This window comes from Streptomyces regalis, assembly GCF_001509475.1.
Classification (GTDB): Bacteria; Actinomycetota; Actinomycetes; order Streptomycetales; family Streptomycetaceae; genus Streptomyces; species Streptomyces regalis.
On sequence record NZ_LLZG01000334.1, the window covers coordinates 22,580 to 42,291 of the forward strand.

General features: G+C 70.3%; 18 protein-coding genes and 1 riboswitch. Of the genes, 16 read left to right on the forward strand and 2 right to left on the reverse strand.

Annotated features, from left to right (window positions below; translation table 11 throughout):
- Positions 1–30 precede the first annotated feature (30 nt).
- Positions 31–915, forward strand: coding sequence for an SCO6745 family protein (locus ADL12_RS28065; protein WP_062706598.1), 885 nt, complete (start codon positions 31–33; stop codon positions 913–915).
- Between the two features lie 319 nt (positions 916–1,234).
- On the opposite strand, the gene ADL12_RS28070 is transcribed toward ADL12_RS28065, so the two are convergent.
- Positions 1,235–1,417, reverse strand: a complete 183-nt coding sequence (locus ADL12_RS28070; protein WP_062706600.1) for an Rv0909 family putative TA system antitoxin — start codon at positions 1,415–1,417, stop codon at positions 1,235–1,237.
- A gap of 192 nt (positions 1,418–1,609) precedes the next feature.
- On the opposite strand from ADL12_RS28070, the gene ADL12_RS28075 reads away from it, so the two are divergent.
- The 14 genes from ADL12_RS28075 (at position 1,610) to ADL12_RS28140 (ending at position 17,440) form a co-directional block, all read left to right on the forward strand.
- Positions 1,610–2,377: an HNH endonuclease family protein gene (locus ADL12_RS28075; RefSeq protein ID WP_062706601.1), complete on the forward strand. Its 768-nt coding sequence runs from the start codon at positions 1,610–1,612 to the stop codon at positions 2,375–2,377.
- Between the two features lie 83 nt (positions 2,378–2,460).
- On the forward strand, positions 2,461–3,204 hold the full coding sequence (locus tag ADL12_RS28080) for a GNAT family N-acetyltransferase (RefSeq protein ID WP_062706603.1): 744 nt from the start codon (positions 2,461–2,463) through the stop codon (positions 3,202–3,204).
- A gap of 190 nt (positions 3,205–3,394) precedes the next feature.
- A complete protein-coding gene (locus ADL12_RS28085) occupies positions 3,395–4,039 on the forward strand; it encodes a hypothetical protein (protein ID WP_062706605.1) in 645 nt (214 codons plus the stop codon).
- Between the two features lie 38 nt (positions 4,040–4,077).
- Complete coding sequence (locus ADL12_RS28090; RefSeq protein ID WP_279617174.1) at positions 4,078–5,571, forward strand: serine/threonine-protein kinase; 1,494 nt, start codon at positions 4,078–4,080, stop codon at positions 5,569–5,571.
- Between the two features lie 254 nt (positions 5,572–5,825).
- The gene (locus ADL12_RS28095; RefSeq protein ID WP_062706609.1) at positions 5,826–6,470 is read left to right on the forward strand and encodes a SurA N-terminal domain-containing protein; all 645 of its coding nucleotides are present in this window, start codon (positions 5,826–5,828) and stop codon (positions 6,468–6,470) included.
- A 118-nt stretch (positions 6,471–6,588) separates the two neighbouring features.
- Positions 6,589–7,566 (forward strand): nucleoside triphosphate pyrophosphohydrolase, encoded by a 978-nt coding sequence (locus ADL12_RS28100; RefSeq protein WP_062706739.1) that lies wholly within the window; start codon positions 6,589–6,591, stop codon positions 7,564–7,566.
- A gap of 42 nt (positions 7,567–7,608) precedes the next feature.
- Positions 7,609–9,927 (forward strand): tetratricopeptide repeat protein, encoded by a 2,319-nt coding sequence (locus ADL12_RS28105; protein WP_159053323.1) that lies wholly within the window; start codon positions 7,609–7,611, stop codon positions 9,925–9,927.
- The gene (locus ADL12_RS28110; RefSeq protein WP_062706613.1) at positions 9,924–11,234 is read left to right on the forward strand and encodes a cytochrome P450 family protein; all 1,311 of its coding nucleotides are present in this window, start codon (positions 9,924–9,926) and stop codon (positions 11,232–11,234) included. The genes ADL12_RS28105 and ADL12_RS28110 overlap by 4 nt, the downstream gene beginning before the upstream one ends.
- Before the next feature lie 208 nt (positions 11,235–11,442).
- A complete protein-coding gene (locus ADL12_RS28115; protein ID WP_062706615.1) occupies positions 11,443–12,450 on the forward strand; it encodes a LysM peptidoglycan-binding domain-containing protein in 1,008 nt (335 codons plus the stop codon).
- A gap of 205 nt (positions 12,451–12,655) precedes the next feature.
- A riboswitch (cyclic di-AMP (ydaO/yuaA leader) is annotated at positions 12,656–12,825 on the forward strand.
- A gap of 4 nt (positions 12,826–12,829) precedes the next feature.
- Complete coding sequence (locus ADL12_RS28120; RefSeq protein WP_062706617.1) at positions 12,830–13,525, forward strand: LysM peptidoglycan-binding domain-containing protein; 696 nt, start codon at positions 12,830–12,832, stop codon at positions 13,523–13,525.
- Between the two features lie 319 nt (positions 13,526–13,844).
- Positions 13,845–15,134 (forward strand): phosphopyruvate hydratase, encoded by a 1,290-nt coding sequence (gene eno / locus ADL12_RS28125; RefSeq protein ID WP_107120047.1) that lies wholly within the window; start codon positions 13,845–13,847, stop codon positions 15,132–15,134.
- Positions 15,135–15,254: 120 nt separating this feature from the next.
- Positions 15,255–15,731, forward strand: a complete 477-nt coding sequence (locus ADL12_RS28130; RefSeq protein ID WP_062706621.1) for an FtsB family cell division protein — start codon at positions 15,255–15,257, stop codon at positions 15,729–15,731.
- Between the two features lie 49 nt (positions 15,732–15,780).
- Positions 15,781–16,302 carry a DUF501 domain-containing protein gene (locus ADL12_RS28135; RefSeq protein WP_062706623.1) on the forward strand — a complete coding sequence of 174 codons (522 nt, stop codon included), beginning with the start codon at positions 15,781–15,783 and terminating at the stop codon, positions 16,300–16,302.
- A 166-nt stretch (positions 16,303–16,468) separates the two neighbouring features.
- Complete coding sequence (locus tag ADL12_RS28140; RefSeq protein ID WP_062706625.1) at positions 16,469–17,440, forward strand: Ppx/GppA phosphatase family protein; 972 nt, start codon at positions 16,469–16,471, stop codon at positions 17,438–17,440.
- 81 nt (positions 17,441–17,521) lie between these two features.
- Here ADL12_RS28140 and ADL12_RS54290 read toward each other — a convergent pair whose 3' ends face one another.
- Entirely contained in the window at positions 17,522–17,776 is a 255-nt protein-coding gene (locus tag ADL12_RS54290) for a hypothetical protein (RefSeq protein ID WP_159053324.1), read from the reverse strand.
- Between the two features lie 549 nt (positions 17,777–18,325).
- On the opposite strand from ADL12_RS54290, the gene ADL12_RS28145 reads away from it, so the two are divergent.
- Positions 18,326–19,708, forward strand: a complete 1,383-nt coding sequence (locus tag ADL12_RS28145) for an NAD(P)/FAD-dependent oxidoreductase (RefSeq protein ID WP_062706627.1) — start codon at positions 18,326–18,328, stop codon at positions 19,706–19,708.
- Positions 19,709–19,712 lie beyond the last annotated feature (4 nt).

Here is a 19,712-nt window from a genome sequence, read left to right on the forward strand (position 1 = left end):
CCCGAGACTTCGAACTGGGGGAGTTGCGCCATGGTCAAGCGTGAGAACGGCGGTCTGGAGCCGGGTCGCGTACGTCAGCTCTGGCATCTGCTGGAGCCGCTGCATGCGGTGCTGTACTACGCGCCGGAGGTCTTCGAGGAGGCCGCGGCGCTCGGTTACGCCGCCAAGGAGCGCTGGCCGAGTTATTTCCCGTACCGGGCCGCGCCGTTGGGGGCGGTCGGCGCGGAACAGGTCACATCCGCCTTCTACAGCTTCAGTCCCCGTATGGTCGCCGAACACATCGATCTCGCGTGGAAGATCGCGAGCCCCGAGGCCCTGTTGCAGGCGCGGGTACGCGGGGTCGACCGGGCCTACCGCGCGATATTCGGCGACCGGACCCACAGCCCCGAGCTGGCGGAAGCCGCAGCCCTGGCCCGTCGCGTGGCCGAGGCGGCCAACACCGCGGGCCGCCCGCTCGCCGCGGCCAACGCCGCCCTGGACTGGCCGGAGGCCCCGCACCTCCAGCTCTGGCATGCCGCGACCCTCCTGCGCGAACACCGCGGGGACGGCCACATAGCGGCCCTGCTGGTGGCCGGCCTCGACCCCGTCGAGTCACTCGTGTCCTTCGCTGCGATAGGTGCCGCATCCGTCGAGCGCTTCGAAAGCCGCGGCTGGAGCGCCGAGGAATGGGCGGCCGCCCGCGACAGCCTGATCGCGCGCGGCCTGGTCGACGCCGACGGTACGGCCACGGAGGCGGGCCGCGAACTGCGCCGCGTCGTCGAGGAGCACACCGATCAACTCGCCTCCGCGCCTTGGCAGTCGCTCACGGTGGACGAGGTCGACCGTCTCGTGGAATTGCTCGGCGAGTTCTGGGTGGCGGCGCTGGCCTCCGGCCTGCTGCCCTCGGAGACGACGTTGGGGATCGGGAAGGTCTGAGACGGGCTCGTCGGCAGGGTGAGGTCCTCGGCTCCCGGGCTCTTGGGCTCCTGGGCTCCCAAGCTCTTGGGTTCCCGGGCTCTTGGCCCCCTGAGGTCCTGGGCTGCTGGGGTCTTGGGCTCCTCGACTCCTGGGTCCGGGGACAGCGCCCGGGCAGCGCCCGCCCGCGGGAGGTGGGTCTCTGCGGACGGCCTCTGGTCTCGAAGTGGTTCAGCGGCAGCCTGGTCGTGATGCGGGCGCCGGCAAGGGCGTTGAGGGCGTGCCCTCGTGGAGCCGTCGCGCCCGACGGGGCTCGTGGTCCTCCGCGGGGTCTCCGGCCTTACGGCTGCTCGGGCCTGTCGCGGTCCATGCCGAGTTCGCGTTCCATCCGCCGCTGCGCGTCGTCGACCTGGCTCTCGTACCTGTTGCCCGTCTTCTCGTTGACCTTCCGTTCCGCGGCGTCGGACATGTTCCCGCTCTTGTCCTGTGCGTGGCGGTTCTTGAACCTGTCGAAGATGCCCATCCAGAGCTCCTTCCGGAGGTGACTCATCACCGACGATACGCCCGGGTTGTGAGGTATGCGCGCTTGAGTCCGTTGTGGTCTGGACCTCTTGAATGCCGCGGTGCGCCGGGTCGCTACCGTGTGCCCGACGGTGTACCAGGGAAGGCCGCCTGTGCGGGGCGGAGCGGGCGACAAAGGGAGGGGCGCATCGTGATGCGTCTGAGGGGCGGGGCGGCGAGCGCCGCGGCGATGCTCGGCATGGTGCTGGTGCTGGCGGGGTGCGAGAACGTCGATCTACCCGGTGACGACGAGCCCTCAGGCTCCGTCCCGGCCACTGGCTCCGGCCGCGCCGCGAGCCCACTCGACAACCCCGACGGCACAAAGCCAGGGCTCGCGCCGCTCACGTCGGACGCCGACCGGGCCGAGGCACGAACCCTCATCGAGAAGGTGACGACGAAGGGCCGCGGCCCCAGGACGGGTTACGACCGGGACAAGTTCGGCTACGCCTGGATGGACTCGGCCCCGGGCGGCATCCCGTTCGCGCGCAACGGCTGCGACACCCGCAACGACCTCCTGAAGCGCGACGGCGACGACGTCCGCTTCCGCTCCGGCTCGGACTGCGTCGTGACCTCCATGACCCTGCACGACCCGTACACGGGCCGCACGATCGACTGGGCCAAGTCCCGCGCGACGACCGTACAGATCGACCACGTCATGCCGCTGTCGTACGACTGGCAGATGGGCGCCTCCCGCTGGCCGAAGGGCAAACGCCAGGACATCGCCAACGACCCCCTCAACCTCATACCGGTCGACGGCCCCACCAACGGCTCCAAGGGCGACTCCGGCCCCGCCTCCTGGCTGCCCCCGAACAAGCAGATCCGCTGCTCGTACGCGGTGCGCTTCGCCCAGGTGTCGCTGAAGTACGAACTGCCTGTGACGTCCGCCGACAAGGAGATGATGCTGCGCCAGTGCGGAGGGTGACCAGGCGCGCGAGCGGGAGTGGAGCGAGCCGTGGGCCCGAAAAACGCTTTGCGGCACGGCGCCCCGCGCCTACGGTTTCCGGCATGGAACTGAAGGTGTCGAGCGTCGCGGAACGCCCGGAGATGCTCGAACGGGTCTTGGAAATGGCCGACACCTGGCCGGAGTTCGTGGTCCAGGACCTCGTGGGCAACGCCCACTACGGCCGGATCCCGCTCGAACTCCCGGAGTACGTGCTGTTCGCCGAGGACGAGCGGGGTGAGGTCGTCGCCCACGCCTACAGCGTTCCCTTCGCCCTCGCCGCCGAGGGGCGCGGCCGGCTGCCCGCCCGAGGCTGGGACGAGGTGCTGACGTGGGCCTTCGCCGACCTGCGCCGCGGCACCCGCCCCGACACGGTCAGCGCCGTCTCCGTCGTCATCGCCCCGCACGCCCAGGGCGGCGGCCTGTCCGCCCTGATGCTCTCCGCGATGCGCGACAACGCCCGCGCCCACGGCTTCCGCGAGGTCGTCGCCCCGGTCCGCCCCAACGCCAAGCACCTCGAACCGCACACCCCCATCGAGGAGTACGCCCGTCGCGTACGGCCCGACGGCCTGCCCCACGACCCGTGGCTGCGCGTCCACGCCCGCGCCGGCGCCAGCATCGACTCCGTCGCCCCGGCCTCCATGACCGTCGCCGGCTCGCTGGAGCAGTGGCGCGGCTGGACCGGCCTGCCCTTCGACACCGCGGGCGACATCGAGGTGCCCGGCGCGCTGGTGCCGGTGCGGTGCGAGCCGGAGCGGGGCTACGCGGTCTATGTCGAGCCCAACGTGTGGATGCGGCACCCGCTCTGAGCCGGAAGCCCAGCCTCCGCGACCTGCGCCGTCGTACGAAGTGATCAGCACGACAACGGTTCGGTACAACCGGTGACCGTATGTCGGTGTCGACCTATACGCTCGAAGCGACAATCGCACGACCGAGGTTGCCCCGCACCGGGCAGGGGCGGTCGACGCCGTACGCCCACCTCAGGCATCAGGAGCAGTCATGCAAGGCCACGGCTACACGCAGCCGGTGAAGCAGCAGCCGCCCACCGGGGTGCTGGTCTTCCTGCGCGTGTTGTTCGTCGTGATCTCGGTGTGCAGCTTCGGCCTGCTGATGTGGGCGATGATGCTGCGCCTGGCGATCGTGACCCGCAAGGCGCTCGACTGGTGCCTGTTCGTTGCGTCGATCGTGGTGGAGTTCCTCGGTCTGTACCTGATCGGTTCCGAGCCCGGCGACGAGATCCACACCCCGGGCGGCTGGACGGGCCTCGCCCTCGTCCTGGGCGGCCTCGTGGCCTCGATCGCGTACTACCTCTCCGCCGACATACGCCACTTCCACCAGCTCCGCTTCCCTGGCTATGCCTCGCAGGGGCCCCCGGCGCCGGCCCCGGCATACGGCTACCCGCAGCCCCAGTCGCCGTACACCGCCACGACGATGCCGCAGTCGCCCCCGATACCCCGGACGCCGGTGCCGCAGACGCCAGTGCCGCAGACGCCGGTATCCCAGACGCCCGTACCGCCGCCCCCCGCCCCGCAGCGCCCCGCGCCCGCACGCATCGACCAGGTCCGTGCCGAACTCGACGAGCTCAGTGACTACCTGCGCCAGCACGACGGCCGGCAGGGCGGCAACCGCGAGGGCGGAAGGTGACCGTGGCGACAGGACGTGTCGTCGCCGGCCGCTATGAACTGTCCACGCTCATCGGACAGGGCGGCATGGGACAGGTCTGGACGGCGTACGACCAGCGGCTGGACCGGCGCGTGGCGGTGAAGCTGCTGCGCCCGGACAAGGTGGCCGGGCAGGAGGCGGACGAGCTGCGCCGCCGGTTCCTGCGCGAGTGCCGGGTGACCGCACAGGTCGACCACCCCGGGCTCGTCACCGTGCACGACGCGGGCAGTGAGGACGAGGAGCTGTTCCTCGTCATGCAGTACGTCGACGGCGTCGACCTCTCCGGTCATCTCGCCGAGCGCGATCCGTACCCGTGGCAATGGTCGGTCGCGGTCGCCGCGCAACTGTGCGCCGTGCTCAGCGCCGTGCACGCCGTGCCGATCGTCCACCGCGACCTCAAGCCGCGCAACGTGATGGTGAAGCAGGACGGCACGGTCACCGTCCTCGACCTCGGCGTCGCCTCCGTCATGGACGCCGACACCACCCGCCTCACCCACACCGGCACGCCCATCGGCTCGCCCGCCTACATGGCCCCCGAGCAGGCGATGGGCGGCGCCGTCGGCCCGTACACCGACCTGTACGCGCTCGGCGTGCTCCTGCACGAACTCCTCAGCGGCGACGTGCCGTTCTCGGGCTCGACGGCACTCGGCGTGCTGCACCGCCACCTGTACGAGCCGCCGCTGCCCGTGCGCCGCATCCGCCCCGAGGTGCCCGAGGCGCTCGAAGCCCTGGTCCTGCGCCTGCTCGCCAAGGACCCGCAGCACCGCCCCGCCTCCGCGCAGGAGGTGTACGAGGACCTGGAGCCGCTCCTGCCCGCCCGCGGGACGCCCACCGGATCGCCCCTCGACCCCACGCGCCCCTTCCTGCGCCCGCACGCGCCCTGGCCGGACCGCGCCCGCACCCCCGCTCCCCGGCCCGCCCCCGTCACACCGGTCGCGCCCGCCACCGAGAAACCGGACGTCGCGCGCGCCGTCGACGAGGTCAAGCGCCTCCTCGGCGAGGGCCGCATCACCCAGGCCGTCGACATCCTCGGCGCGATCCTGCCCGCCGCCGCCGAGCAGCACGGCGAGCACTCCCCGGTCGTACGCACCCTGCGCAAGCAGTACGCGGCCACCCTCATGGACGACGGCCAGTACCGGCGCGCGCTGCCCGAACTGCGCCGCCTCGCCGACGAACGCGCCGCCGAGGCCGGCCAGGCCGACCCGCAGTCCCTGCGCTTCCGCTACGACGCCGCCCAGTGCCTGGAACAGCTCGGCGAACCGGCGGCCGCGCTCGCCGAGTACCGCGCGCTGCTGCCGTACTACGAGAACCAGTACGTCTCCGGCGACCCCCAGCTCGCCCACGACGTCCGCCGCCGCATCGGCCACCTCCTGCTCGCCCTCGGCGACCGCCCCGCCGCCCACGACACCCTGGCCCGACTGCTGCTCGACGTGGAGCGACTGCACGGCCCCGGCCACCCGCTCGCGGGGGAGGTACGGCGGACGCTGCAGTGGCTGGGGCAGGTGCGCGGCTAGTTCTTGCCGGGGGTTGAGGAGGGCGCGGCGCCCGCGCCTCCTGGGTGAAGTCGGCACGCGGACTGGCCCAGGCGGAGCAGGCGGAAGCAGGCGGTGCGGGTCGAGTGGGCCGTGCGGGTCGTGCGGGGCAGGCTTCGGTGCCCGAAGTCCTGATGAATCGTTGGTCGAATGGGTTGGCCAGAGCTTGCCGACTGCCTACCATCGATCACCGCAAGACTTTGTGCACCGTCGCACAATCTCCTCGGGAGGTTTCCTTGCACCGCCGCCGTCGCACCGCGCTCCTGCTCTCCGCCGTGATCGCCGCGGCGCCTTTGCTCACCGCCTGCGGAAACGATGCGCATCCCGGCGCGGCGGCCGTCGTCGGCGGCCAGCGGATCACCGTCGCGCAGCTGGAGAACAGGGTGAGCGAGGTGCGCGCGGCCCAGCGCGCGGCCGTGCCGGACGACACCCAGTACGCGCAGGTCATCGCCAAGTCGGGCACCCTCCCGCGCGACGTCCTGCACAACCTCGTTCTCGACCAGGTGCTGCACCGCGCCGCGCAGGACGCGGGCGTGACCGTCACCCGAAAGGAGCTCCAGAAGATGCGCTCCGAGCTGGAGGAGCAGGTCGGCGGGGCCAAGGCGCTTCAAACCGCGTGGCTCCAGCAGTACGGCATCGCCCCCGAGCGCCTCGACGAAAACCTCCGCCTCCAGCTCGAGGCCCAGAAACTCGCCGCCGCGCTCGGCACCGACACCGGCAAGCCGGCCTTCTGGAACGCCCTCGCCGTGGCGTCCAAGAAGCTCGACATCGACCTCAACCCGCGCTACGGCACGTGGGACGTCCAGAAGAGCAGCCGGGCCGACGCGAAGACGCCGTGGGTGCGCGAGGTGACGGCGGCGGGGACGCCGCAGACGGCGTAACGGGACGGCGGGGCCGCCGGCCCTCCGGTGGCTCCGGTGGCTCCTGTGGACACGGTGGGGCTGCCCGGGCCTGTGGATAACTCGGGGGGTTGTGCGTGGCTTGGGTTACGTTCGGATCGTGAACGCAATCAGTCCCGAAGCCGCCCCCGGCCGCATCGTCCTGCTCACCACCAGCCACCGCGTCGCACCCGGCCTGCTGTCCTGGCCGGCATGGCAGGCGCTGCACGGCGCCGACCGCGTACTGTGCGCGGACGGCGCGCATCCGCAGCTGCCGTATCTGCGTGAAGCCCGGATAGCGGTCGACGAGGCCGCCCCGACCGCCGAGGAACTGATCGACGCGTGCGCCGGCGGCCGCACGGTCGTCGTCGTGGCCACCGGCGAGGGCGAGCCGGCCCTGACGGACGGCCTGGCCCGCCTGGCAGGCAGTGGCCGCATCCAGATGCCGGACCTGGAGCTGCTCCCCGCCTCCTACGACCTCCCGGGCGCCCGCCTCCTCGACCTCGTCCAGGTCATGGACCGCATCCGCGCCGAGTGCCCGTGGTCCTCCCAGCAGACCCACAAGGGCCTGGCCAAGTACGGCATCGAGGAGGCGTACGAACTCGTCGAGGCGATCGAGGACGGCGACCGCGACGAACTCCGCGAGGAACTGGGCGACGTCCTGTTGCAGGTCGTCTTCCACGCACGCATCGCCGAGGAGGACCCCGAGTCCCCCTTCTCCATCGACGACGTGGCCGGCGGCATCGTCACCAAGCTCATCCACCGCCACCCGCACGTCTTCGGCGACGAGACGGCGACGACGCCCGAGGAGGTCAAGGAGCACTGGCTGCGCACGAAGGCCGTCGAGAAGCAGCGGGAGTCGGTGACCGAGGGCATACCCCTGGGCCAGCCGGGCCTCGCCCTCGCGGCGAAGCTGGCGTCGCGGGTGCGCACGGCCGGGCTGGAGGTGCCGCTGCCGTCGGGGGAGGGCATCGGCTACGAGCTGCTCGCGATGGCGGTGCGGGCGGAGGCGGCCGGGGTGGATCCGGAGGCGGCCCTGCGGGTTGCTGCGCGGGCTTACCGGGATGCTGTGCGGGCTGCTGAGGGGGTGCCCTCTTAGTACCGTTGGTGCAACGGGTGGGCGCGAGGCGTGGGGGCCGCTGTGACAAGGGAGTTGGAGGAGCTGCGGGACGCGCTGGTGCGTGCCATGGTCGACTCGCGGGACAGATCGAAGCGGGTCGTGGATGTGCTGATGCGGTCGAGCGTCCCAGGGGCGGTTGATCTCTGGATCCGGACAGCCGGAACGGCGTCCATGGACAGGGTGGACGCCCGCGACTGGGTCGGGTTGCTGGCGCTCCTGCGCAGAAACCATCCCCAGGAGTTCTCCGACCTCAAGGCGATCGCGGCCGAGTACCCAGCCCCCTTGCCTCCCCCGACCGGCACCGCCTCCGGCGACACGCCCGGCGAGCCCCGTTCCCTCGCGGCGGACGGTGACACGGGTGTCGTCGTGACCGGCGACAACGCCCGTGCGGTGACTGGTGGCCTCACCGACCACCTCACCGGCGACCACATCGACTTCCGCGACTCCGCCTTCCACGACCGCGTCGTCGGCGTGCAGCACAACCACTACGGCACCGTTCCCGCTCCGGCGCAGTGGCGGCCGGTGGGCGAGGTGGGGCCGCGGGAGTTCGGCGTACGCCCGACCCGGCCCGTGCCCGGGCTCCCCGACGTGCCGCCGTACGTGCCCCGCGACCGCGACGAGGACCTGCGCACCCAGCTCGCCGGCAACAGCCTCGTGCTGGTCCTGGGCGAACCGTGCGTGGGCAAGTCGTACACCGCATGGCAGGGCGTGCGCTCCTTGGAGGGGCACCGCCTGTATGCCCCGGACCCGGGCGAGGACCTACGGCCCCTGGCGGCCGCACTGCAGGGCAACCCCGGCACATACGTCGTCTGGCTGGACGAGCTGACCGGCCATCTCGGCCCGGGCGGCCTGGATCTGCGGCTGCTGGGGCGGCTCAACGATCTTGGCGCCGTCGTGCTCGCGACGATGAGCCCCGACGAGTACTACCGGCGCCGGGCCGGGACCGCCCCGGGCGACCGGGTCGTCGCCGCGGCCCGCACGGTGGAGCTCGGGCGCGAGTGGAGTGAGGCGGAGCTGGCGCGGCTGGCGGCGCTCGACGACCGGCGTGCGTATCCGGCGTACATGTGGAGCGGCCGGGAGGGCGTGGCCTCGTACTTCGCCGTGGGACACCACCTGTTCGACGAGTGGCGTCGGGTGGGCACCCAACTGGAGCACCCGCGTGGGCAGTTACTGGTCCGGGCCGCGGTCGACTTCGCCCGGTGCGGAGTCACGGGAGCGGTATCGGCCGAGCTGCTCAGGAGGGTCCAGGAGCTGTACCGGGCGGAGGACAGGGAGTCGTTCGAGGACGCCCTCGCCTGGGCGACGGCGCCGATGTTCGGGGTCTCGGGACTGCTCGTCGCGGGCGAGGAGGACGGCACCTGGCGGGCGTACGGGGCGCTTGTCTCGGAGGCGCTGAGGTCGGGCGGTGATCTGGAGCCGGTGCCGGACGAGGTGTGGTGGACGCTGCTCGACGCCGCCCGGGAGCCGGACGCCCCGCTGGACTTCACGGCCGTCCTCGACGCGGCCCGCACCGCGTTGCACGACCGCGTGGAGGCGGGGGACGCGGCGGTGGCGCTCGGGTTCGCCCGGCACACCGAGGGCGATGAGCGGGAGGGGTGGCTGCGGCGGGCGGCGCAGGCGGGGGACGCCGAGTCCGCCGGATGGCTCGGGAGGCTGCTCGCCGAGCGCGGTGACGCCGGGGAAGCGGAGCCCTTCTTGGAGAAGGCCGCCTCGGCCGGGGATGCCGGGGCGGCGACTTTGCTGGGGAAGCTGCTTCGAGACCGAGCGATGGGATGGCTGAGGGCGGGAGCCGAGCTGGGGGATCCGGAGGCTGCGCACCGGCTGGGGCAGCTTCTGATGGCAGACATCGACATCGATGGGGCCGCCCATTGGTACGACATCGCGGTCGGGGCCGGGTACGCGGAGGTCGCGACGAGCTACGCCGCACTGCTCCGGTTGGCGGACGAGCCGCACCTCGTCGAGGTCTGGTTCCGGCGGGCAACCGACGCGGGGGACCCACGCGCGGTCCAACAGCTCTTGTTCAACCCGGCAAGCCACTCCGTCGACGAAACGGTGCGCTTCCTTGAGGCGGAGGCCGAAAACGGTGTCGCCATGCAGGCGACCAATCTCGGCGTCTTCCTGGAGGAGCACGGGCGCGTGGCTGAGGCCGGTTCCTGGTATCTCAAGGGTCACGCCGGCGGCGATGCCTATGCCGCCTACTGCCTGGCAGGCCTCAGAGAAAGAGAAGGCGCGTCCGAGGGAGCCCAGCGCTGGTACCGCAGGGCCGCCGCCATGGGCCACCCCGCTGCGAGGGTGGCCCTCGGTGAGACCCCCGACTCGCCAGCTACCGTCAAGGAGTGACCAACCAGCCCACCCCCACCGGCACCACCCCCCAGTCCCCCGAACTCTTCACCTGGGAGTTCGCCACCGACCCCTACCCCGCCTACGCCTGGCTCCGCGAGCACGCCCCCGTGCACAAGACCCGCCTGCCCAGCGGCGTGGAGGCCTGGCTGGTCACCCGCTACACCGACGCCAAGCAGGCCCTCGCCGACGCCCGCCTGTCCAAGAACCCGGCCCACCACGACGAACCCGCCCACGCCAAGGGCAAGACCGGCATCCCGGGTGAGCGCAAGGCCGAGTTGATGACGCACCTGCTGAACATCGACCCGCCCGATCACACCCGCCTGCGCAGGCTTGTCTCCAAGGCCTTCACCCCTCGCCGCGTCGCCGAGTTCGCCCCCCGGGTGCAGGAGCTCACGGACCACCTCATCGACGGGTTCGCCGGCAACGGCAGCGCCGACCTGATCCACGAGTTCGCCTTCCCGCTCCCCATCTACGCCATCTGCGACCTGCTCGGCGTCCCCCGCGAGGACCAGGACGACTTCCGGGACTGGGCGGGCATGATGATCCGGCACCAAGGCGGCCCCAGGGGAGGCGTCGCACGGTCGGTGAAGAAGATGCGCGGCTATCTCGCCGACCTCATCCACCGCAAGCGCGAGGCACTCCCCGACACGCCCACCCCCGGCGAGGACCTCATCTCCGGCCTCATCCGCGCCTCCGACCACGGCGAGCACCTCACCGAGAACGAGGCCGCGGCAATGGCGTTCATCCTGCTGTTCGCCGGCTTCGAGACGACGGTCAACCTCATCGGCAACGGCACCTACGCCCTGCTCACCCACCCCGAGCAGCGTGCCCGCCTGCAGACCTCCCTCGAACGCGGCGAAACCGCCCTCCTCGCCACCGGCATCGAGGAACTCCTGCGCTACGACGGCCCCGTCGAACTCGCGACCTGGCGCTTCGCCACCGAACCGCTCACCATCGGCGGGCAGCACATCGCACCCGGCGATCCCGTCCTCGTCGTACTGGCCGCCGCCGACCGTGACCCGGAGCGGTTCGCGGACCCCGACGTGCTCGACCTCGGCCGCCGCGACAACCAGCACCTCGGCTACGGCCACGGCATCCACTACTGCCTCGGCGCCCCGCTCGCCCGCCTGGAGGGCCAGACCGCCCTTGCCACGCTCCTCACCCGCCTCCCCGACCTGGAACTCGCGGTGGACCCGGCCGAGTTGAGGTGGCGGGGAGGGCTCATCATGCGTGGACTGCGCACGCTGCCCGTCGAGTTCCCGCCGGGCGCGCGTCATCGCAGTTCACACCCGGCCGGTTACTGACCGGAACGAAGCGCTCTGTCTACCCCGTGCAGCTCTTTCGCACACCTGAAGATGAGAGACACTCAAGTCTGTGATCTTCACGTGATCTACGCGGCATTAACTTGTGACAAGTGATCGTCTGCCTATACGTTCACGGATCAGCGCGGCCCCTGCGCCACCCGGCTTCACCGGTCGCGTCGGTCCTTGTTGTCTCGCGAAAGGCCCCTGCATGCTCTCCGGGAACGGTCGTCACCGTCGCCCCCGTCAGGCTCCGGCGCTCCTCGTCGCGGCCGGAGTGACCGGGTCCGCCATCGCCATCCCGCTCCTCGGTGCCACGGGCGCCAGCGCGGCCGAGGGCACCGTGTGGGACAAGGTGGCCGAATGTGAGAGCGGCGGCTCCTGGAGCGCCGACACCGGCAACGGACAGTACGGCGGGCTGCAGCTGACCCAGGGCGACTGGGACGAGTACGGCGGCCTCGACTACGCCCCGAGTCCCGACCTCGCCAGCCGCTCCCAGCAGATCGCCGTCGCTCAGAAGATCCTCGAGGACCTGGGCACCAGCCCCTGGGGCACCTGCGCAGTCCTCAACGGGCTCACCAAGCAGTCCGGTTCGGTCGACCTCGACACCGGCGTGGAGGAGGACTCACCGTCCGAGGTGTCCGGATCTTCCGGTTTGCTCGATTCATCGAAGTCCAAGGGCTCGTCCGACGACTCCTCGGACTCCTCGGATTCCTCGGATTCCTCGAACCCGTCGAGCGGCTCGCCCGACGTTTCATCCGAATCGTCCAAGGATTCACACTCCTCACCCTCCTCGCCCTCTTCATCCTCTACGACGAACAACTCCTCAAAGTCCGACAAGTCCGCCGACGCAGGCGCCTCACAGTCGCCCGACAGCTCACCCACAGAGACGCCCAAGAGCGACAATCAGGACAACTCCGAGGAAGAAGTGGGCTCCTGGGGCCTCGTCGACACCGGGGCCCTCGACTCCGGAACGGCCGGCTCCGGGCGTCATCGCGGTCCCAGTGCCGACGAGAGCAAGGCGGCCGAAGGTGCCGCCAAGTCCTCCGGCCGCCACGCCTCGTACACCGTCCGCGCCGGCGACACTCTCGCCTCCATCGCCGACTCCCTTGACCTCGACGGCGGATGGTCCGCGCTGTACGACGCGAACAAAAAGGCCATCGGTGCTGACGCCAACCGCATCTCTCCCGGTCAGACCCTGGAAGTCCCCGCCGAATAGAGGGCGAACAGGGCTAAAAACAGCGGCAGTTCGCGTCGCATTTCGCGCCTAATGTCCGTTTTGAATGCAGTGAGAGATAGATCTCAGAAGCCCTGATCGTCTTTGTCATTCCGCGAATCGCTTGTCTACGGTCGTGATCGCTCGTCACCACGAGCCCCGGCTGCCGCAACGCCGAATCCTGCCAGCGGTCGTACGGGAACAGTCGTCGCGTAAAGCGCCGTAGGCAGGAGCGGGGGACCCAAGGTAGGCGCCGCACGGGGCAGTTGACCGAGCGGCTTGGGGTGAAGCCGTGTCTCGCACGCAGCGAGTCACGGCCGGGCAACTCAACCGGCCCGAACCCGACAGCTCACCTCGCAGGCGTCGGTGAGGGGATCTCTCCATGCTGTTTTCCAGCAAGGGCAAGCACCGTCGTCCGTCCAAGGCCGCTCGTGCCATCGCCGTCGTCGGCGTCACCGGCGCCGCCGCCGTCGCCGCCCCGCTGATGGCGGCCGGCAGCGCCTCCGCCGCCACCGCCTCCGAGTGGGACACCGTCGCCCAGTGCGAGTCCGGCGGTAACTGGTCGATCAACACCGGCAACGGCTACTACGGCGGTCTGCAGTTCTCCGCCTCCACCTGGGCCGCGTACGGCGGCACGGCGTACGCCTCCACCGCCGACCAGGCCAGCAAGGCCCAGCAGATCGAGATAGCCGAGAAGGTCCTCGCGGGCCAGGGCAAGGGTGCCTGGCCGCACTGCGGCACCGGCCTGTCGAGCGCCGCCTACAGCGGTTCCGGCTCCTCATCGAGCGGTTCCTCGCAGAGCAGCGAGAGCACCACCCGCTCCACCGAGCAGCAGTCGGCCTCCCGCTCCAGCGAGCGTCCCGCCGCCAAGAAGAGCACCAAGACCGTCACCACGCCGACCGGCAAGAAGGTCAAGAAGGGCGACGGCGAGTACAAGGTCGTCAAGGGCGACACCCTCAGCTCGATCGCCGCCGAGCACGACGTCAAGGGCGGCTGGGAGAAGCTCTTCCAGCTGAACAAGGACATCGTCGAGGACGCCGACCTGATCTACCCGGGTCAGCAGCTGCACCTGAAGTAATCAGCTGCACCTGAAGTAGTACGGACCGCTGAACCACAGCGCCCTCATATCCGTGGACCTCATGGTGAAGGCCTCGTGAGGGCCACCCCCGTCCCCACGGGCTCCCCGCTCCGGTGCGTGTTCCCCCGTACGCACCGGGGCGGGGCTTTTTCTTTCCCGGGACGTCACCTCCCCTTTGTTCCGACGGGAAACAATGGGTACGGTTCGGTCCTGTCCACGGGACGGTCGGTCGGCTGCCGATGTCCCCGAGGCGGTTAGGCTCTAGTCGCAAGGCTCACAGCCCCGCACTACCAGCGTCACATCCACGAAGGAGATGCTCGTGCCGTCCATCGACGTCGTCGTAGCCCGGGAAATCCTGGACTCCCGAGGCAATCCCACGGTCGAGGTCGAGGTCGGCCTCGACGACGGCAGCACGGGTCGTGCCGCCGTTCCGTCCGGCGCCTCCACCGGCGCCTTCGAGGCCATCGAGCTCCGCGACGGCGACCCCAACCGCTACCTCGGCAAGGGTGTCGAGAAGGCCGTCCTCGCCGTCATCGAGCAGATCGGCCCGGAGCTCGTCGGCTACGACGCCACCGAGCAGCGCCTGATCGACCAGGCGATGTTCGACCTGGACGCCACCGACAACAAGGGCTCCCTCGGCGCCAACGCCATCCTCGGCGTCTCGCTCGCCGTCGCCCACGCCGCCTCCGAGGCCAGCGACCTCCCCCTCTTCCGCTACCTGGGCGGCCCGAACGCGCACCTGCTGCCGGTGCCGATGATGAACATCCTGAACGGCGGCTCGCACGCCGACTCCAACGTGGACATCCAGGAGTTCATGATCGCCCCGATCGGCGCGGAGTCCTTCTCCGAGGCGCTGCGCTGGGGCGCCGAGGTCTACCACACCCTCAAGAAGGTGCTGAAGGGCCGCGGCCTGTCCACCGGACTCGGCGACGAGGGCGGCTTCGCCCCGAACCTGGAGTCCAACCGCGCCGCCCTCGACCTCATCCTCGAGGCGATCAAGGAGGCCGGCTACACCCCCGGCGAGCAGATCGCCCTTGCGCTCGACGTCGCCGCGTCCGAGTTCTACAAGGACGGCTCCTACCTCTTCGAGGGCAAGGCGCGCTCCGCCGCCGAGATGACCGAGTACTACGCCGAGCTGGTCGCGGCGTACCCGCTGGTCTCCATCGAGGACCCGCTGTTCGAGGACGACTGGGACGGCTGGAAGACCATCACCGACAAGCTCGGTGACAAGGTTCAGCTCGTCGGCGACGACCTGTTCGTCACCAACCCGGAGCGCCTGGCCCGCGGCATCGAGGAGAACTCCGCGAACGCCCTGCTGGTCAAGGTCAACCAGATCGGCTCGCTCACCGAGACCCTGGACGCCGTCGAGCTCGCCCAGCGCAACGGCTTCAAGTGCATGATGTCCCACCGCTCCGGCGAGACCGAGGACGTCACCATCGCCGATCTGGCCGTCGCCACCAACTGCGGCCAGATCAAGACCGGCGCCCCGGCCCGCTCCGAGCGCGTCGCCAAGTACAACCAGCTGCTGCGCATCGAGGAGATCCTCGACGACGCCGCGGTGTACGCCGGGCGCAGCGCGTTCCCGCGGTTTCGCTCTGCGAACCATTAAGCACAGCAAGGGCTGAGGCTGACCCGTACAGGGTTAAGCCTTAGCCAGTCGTACGTACGTCCCCGTACTCGGTCCCGTACCGTGTGCGGGGACGTACGCGTGTGAAACGGGAGGCGGGACATGGCCGTGAAGGACCGGGACCGGTTCTCCACCGCGACGCGGATCCGGTTGCTCGGTGAGCAGACGGCGGCCCGCGTCTACCGCTCCCAGACCAAGCGGCAGGCCCGGCGCTCCAGGCTCACCGGACGCGCCGCGCTGCTCGCACTGGTCCTCTGCTCGCTGGTCGTGGCGCTCGCCTACCCCATAAGGCAGTACGTCTCCCAGCGCGCCGACATCGCCGACATGCAGCGGCAGAAGGAAGAGGCCGCCGAGCGGGTCGAGAAGCTGCGCGACACCAAGGCGCGCTGGCAGGACGACGCGTACGCGCGCCAGCAGATCCGGCAGCGGCTGCACTATGTGCTGCCCGGGGAGACCGGTTTCATCGTGATCGACCCGGACGCCGCCAAGCAGTCGCGGACCGAACTGGGCGCGGCCGACCGGCCCTGGTACACGAACATCTGGGACGGGGTCGACAAGGCCGACGCCTCCGACCACTGAGCTCAGCGAGAACCGATTGAGTCCAGCGAGAACCGATAGAAAGACAGGCATGGAAACGCCCCCGCCGACCACCCCGCGCACCGAGCCCACCGACGCGGACGTCGAGGCCTTCAAGCAGCAGCTCGGACGTCCGCCGCGCGGGCTGCGCGCGATCGCGCACCGGTGCCCGTGCGGGCAGCCGGACGTGGTCGAGACGGCTCCCCGGCTGCCCGACGGCACGCCCTTCCCGACGCTGTACTACCTGACGTGCCCCAAGGCGTCGTCGGCGATCGGCACACTGGAGGCGAACGGCGTGATGAAGGAGATGACGGCGCGGCTGGAGAGCGACCCCGAGCTGGCCGCCGCCTACCGCGCCGCGCACGAGGACTACATCCGGCGCCGTGACGAGATCGAGGAGCTGAAGGGCTTCCCGAGCGCGGGCGGCATGCCGGACCGGGTGAAATGCCTGCACGTCCTGGTCGCCCACTCCCTGGCGGCCGGGCCCGGTGTCAATCCGCTGGGGGACGAGGCGATCGCGATGCTGCCCGAGTGGTGGGCGAAGGGGCCGTGCGTGGTTCCCGCCGGGGAGTGAGCGCCCCCGCCGCCCCTACCCGTCCCATCCCAGGGGCCGCGCCCCCGGACCCCCGCTTCGGCCCTGAACGGGCCTCGTCCTCAAACGCCGGACGGGCTGGATGCAGCTGACCGGCGCTGAAAAGTCATGTACAGCCGAAATACCCCGTACTCGGAAGGGCACCCCCATGACCCGCGTCGCCGCCATCGACTGCGGTACGAACTCCATCCGTCTGCTGGTCGCGGATGCCGACCCGGAGACGGGCGAACTCGTCGAGCTGGACCGCCGTATGACCATCGTGCGGCTCGGACAGGGCGTCGACCGGACCGGCCGGCTCGCCCCCGAGGCGCTGGAGCGCACGTTCGCCGCCTGCCGTGACTACGCGGCGATCATCAAGGAGCACCGTGCCGAGCGGCTGCGCTTCGTCGCCACGTCCGCCTCCCGGGACGCCGAGAACCGGGACGAGTTCGGGCGCGGGGTGATGGACATCCTGGGGGTCGAGCCGGAGGTCATCTCCGGGGACCAGGAGGCCGAGTTCTCCTTCACGGGCGCGACGAAGGAGCTGGCCGAGCACGATCACCTCCCCAAGCCCTATCTGGTGGTCGACATCGGTGGCGGGTCGACCGAGTTCGTCGTCGGCGAGGAGCACATGCGCGCGGCACGCTCCGTGGACGTCGGCTGCGTGCGGATGACCGAGCGTCACCTGGTGCGCGACGGTGTCGTCTCCGACCCGCCCACCGCGGAGCAGATCGCGGCGATGCGCGCCGACATCGAGGCGGCCCTCGACCTCGCAGAGAAGACGGTGCCGTTTCGTGAGGCGCGCACGCTGGTGGGGCTGGCCGGTTCGGTCACCACGGTGTCGGCGATCGCCCAGGAACTGCCCGAGTACGACTCGACCCGCATCCATCACTCCCGGGTCACCCTCGGCCGGGTCCGGGAGATCACCGACTGGCTCCTGCACTCCACCCACGCCGAGCGCGCGGCCGTACCGTCCATGCATCCGGGGCGAGTTGACGTCATCGCGGCGGGTGCGCTGGTGCTGCTCGCGATCATGGAACGGATCGGCGCGGAGGAGGTCGTCGTCAGCGAGCACGACATCCTCGACGGCATCGCCTTCAAGGTGGCGGAAGCCGCGCAGGAGCAAGAACACGTCGACTGATCTGCGGCGGCGACGCAGAACGGCCCCGGTACCTCGTGGTGAGGAACCGGGGCCGTCGTTTTGGCCCGTGCGGGCTGTCCGTCAATTGCAGAGAAGGACCAGGAGGCCGCTGCACGACCCGCCGTCGTGGTCGCCGTGGCCGTGGTGGTCGTGGTGGTGGTGATGGTGGTGGCCGTGGCCGTCCGCAGCCTGTGCGGCGACCTTTGGTGCGGCGGGCGTGGCTGCCGCAGCGGATGCGGCGGTCGCCGCCCCCAATGCGAGAGCAATGCCCAGAGCCGCGCCGACCGAGACTATTCGCGAGGTGGCCCGCGTGAGGGCCTTCTGTGAGGTGATCATGGCTGCACGTTATGCGCGGTTGTGTCCAGTTTGCGCGCGGAGCGTGGCTGACCGGGTGACGGGTGGCGCCGGTCGCACCCGCGGGGTGGTCCGGGTCTCCTTTGCTACCGATCGGTAGCCTTCGACTGAGCAGGTCGGCTAGCGTATGAGCGCCCGCGAGGGGGTCTTCCCGGCCCTCCGGGAACCCTTCGAAGACGCCCGCCGAAGAAAGTTCGTGAAGTTCTTCACAAGGAATTCTGCCCTGTCGGAGCACGGATCGGTGTCGGTTGACCCGTCCGAGGGGTGAACAGGGCCTTGAACATGTTCAGATGGGCGGTGTAAGGGTGCTCCCGGGGCCTGCCGTCGCAAGGCGTTCCGACCCGCTCACAGGGGGCCCGGAGTGCCAGAGAGGCAGCTCACGGGGCATTGACAACGGGGCGCGACGTATCCCGGTTCCCGATCGTGACCATGACCTGCGTCACGCGGGCCGGGGAGTGTAGCACAGGGCCTGCAAGAGCTTGTGAAGGGGCGCACGAGCGACCCCCCTGAGGCGGGTGGATACTCGATGGCATGAGCACCACGGAGCGTCCCAGGATCCTCGTAGTAGGCGGTGGGTACGTAGGCCTGTACGCAGCTCGGCGCATTCTCAAGAAGATGCGCTACGGCGAGGCGACCGTCACGGTCGTCGACCCCCGGTCGTACATGACCTACCAGCCCTTCCTCCCCGAAACCGCCGCCGGCAGCATCTCCCCGCGCCACGTCGTCGTCCCGCTGCGACGCGTGCTGCCCAAGGCGGAGGTCCTCACCGGCCGGGTCACCACCATCGATCAGGACCGCAAGGTCGCCACGATCGCCCCGCTGGTCGGCGAGGCGTACGAGCTGCCCTTCGACTACCTGGTCATCGCGATGGGCGCGGTCTCCCGCACCTTCCCGATCCCCGGCCTCGCCGAGCAGGGCATCGGCATGAAGGGCATCGAGGAGGCCATCGGCCTGCGCAACCACGTGCTGGAGCAGCTCGACAAGGCCGACTCCACGACCGACGAGGAGATCCGCCGCAAGGCGCTCACCTTCGTCTTCGTCGGCGGTGGCTTCGCGGGTGCGGAGACCATCGGCGAGGTGGAGGACATGGCCCGCGACGCGGCCAAGTACTACACCAGCGTGTCCCGTGAGGACATGCGGTTCATCCTCGTCGACGCCGCCGACAAGATCCTCCCCGAGGTCGGCCCGAAGCTCGGCCAGTACGGCAAGGAGCACCTGGAGGCCCGCGGCGTCGAGGTCTACCTCTCCACCTCGATGGACTCCTGCGTCGACGGCCACGTCGTGCTGAAGAACGGGCTCGAGGTCGACTCCAACACAATCGTCTGGACGGCCGGCGTCAAGCCGAACCCGGCCCTGTCCCGCTTCGGCCTGCCGCTCGGCCCCCGCGGTCACGTCGACTGCGAGACGACGCTCCAGGTCAAGGGCACGGACTACATCTGGGCCGCGGGCGACAACGCCCAGGTCCCGGACCTCGTCGGCCGCAAGGCGGGCAACGAGAACGCCTGGTGCCCGCCGAACGCACAGCACGCCCTGCGTCAGGCGCGTGTCCTCGGCGACAACGTGATCTCCGGTATGCGGGGCTTCCCGCAGAAGGACTACTCGCACGCCAACAAGGGCGCGGTGGCGGGCCTCGGCCTGCACAAGGGCGTGGCGATGATCGTCATGGGCAAGATGAAGATCAAGCTCAAGGGCCGTCTCGCCTGGTACATGCACCGTGGCTACCACGGCCTCGCGATGCCGACCTGGAACCGCAAGGTCCGCGTCTTCGCCGACTGGACCCTCGCCATGTTCCTCAAGCGCGAGGTCGTCTCCCTCGGCGCGATGGAGCACCCGCGCGAGGAGTTCTACGAGGCCGCCAAGCCCGTGCCCGCGGCGCCCAAGCCGGAGAAGAAGACCGAGGCCAAGGCCTCCTGACCGG

Excerpts from the sequence above, each read along its gene's own strand:
- ADL12_RS28065 (WP_062706598.1), top strand. The coding sequence starts at position 31 with ATGGTCAAGCGTGAGAACGGCGGTCTGGAGCCGGGTCGCGTACGTCAG.
- ADL12_RS28070 (WP_062706600.1), bottom strand. The coding sequence starts at position 1,417 with ATGGGCATCTTCGACAGGTTCAAGAACCGCCACGCACAGGACAAGAGC.
- ADL12_RS28075 (WP_062706601.1), top strand. The coding sequence starts at position 1,610 with ATGCGTCTGAGGGGCGGGGCGGCGAGCGCCGCGGCGATGCTCGGCATG.
- ADL12_RS28080 (WP_062706603.1), top strand. The coding sequence starts at position 2,461 with ATGGAACTGAAGGTGTCGAGCGTCGCGGAACGCCCGGAGATGCTCGAA.
- ADL12_RS28085 (WP_062706605.1), top strand. The coding sequence starts at position 3,395 with ATGCAAGGCCACGGCTACACGCAGCCGGTGAAGCAGCAGCCGCCCACC.
- ADL12_RS28115 (WP_062706615.1), top strand. The coding sequence starts at position 11,443 with ATGCTCTCCGGGAACGGTCGTCACCGTCGCCCCCGTCAGGCTCCGGCG.
- ADL12_RS28120 (WP_062706617.1), top strand. The coding sequence starts at position 12,830 with ATGCTGTTTTCCAGCAAGGGCAAGCACCGTCGTCCGTCCAAGGCCGCT.
- ADL12_RS28130 (WP_062706621.1), top strand. The coding sequence starts at position 15,255 with ATGGCCGTGAAGGACCGGGACCGGTTCTCCACCGCGACGCGGATCCGG.
- ADL12_RS28135 (WP_062706623.1), top strand. The coding sequence starts at position 15,781 with ATGGAAACGCCCCCGCCGACCACCCCGCGCACCGAGCCCACCGACGCG.
- ADL12_RS28140 (WP_062706625.1), top strand. The coding sequence starts at position 16,469 with ATGACCCGCGTCGCCGCCATCGACTGCGGTACGAACTCCATCCGTCTG.
- ADL12_RS54290 (WP_159053324.1), bottom strand. The coding sequence starts at position 17,776 with ATGATCACCTCACAGAAGGCCCTCACGCGGGCCACCTCGCGAATAGTC.
- ADL12_RS28145 (WP_062706627.1), top strand. The coding sequence starts at position 18,326 with ATGAGCACCACGGAGCGTCCCAGGATCCTCGTAGTAGGCGGTGGGTAC.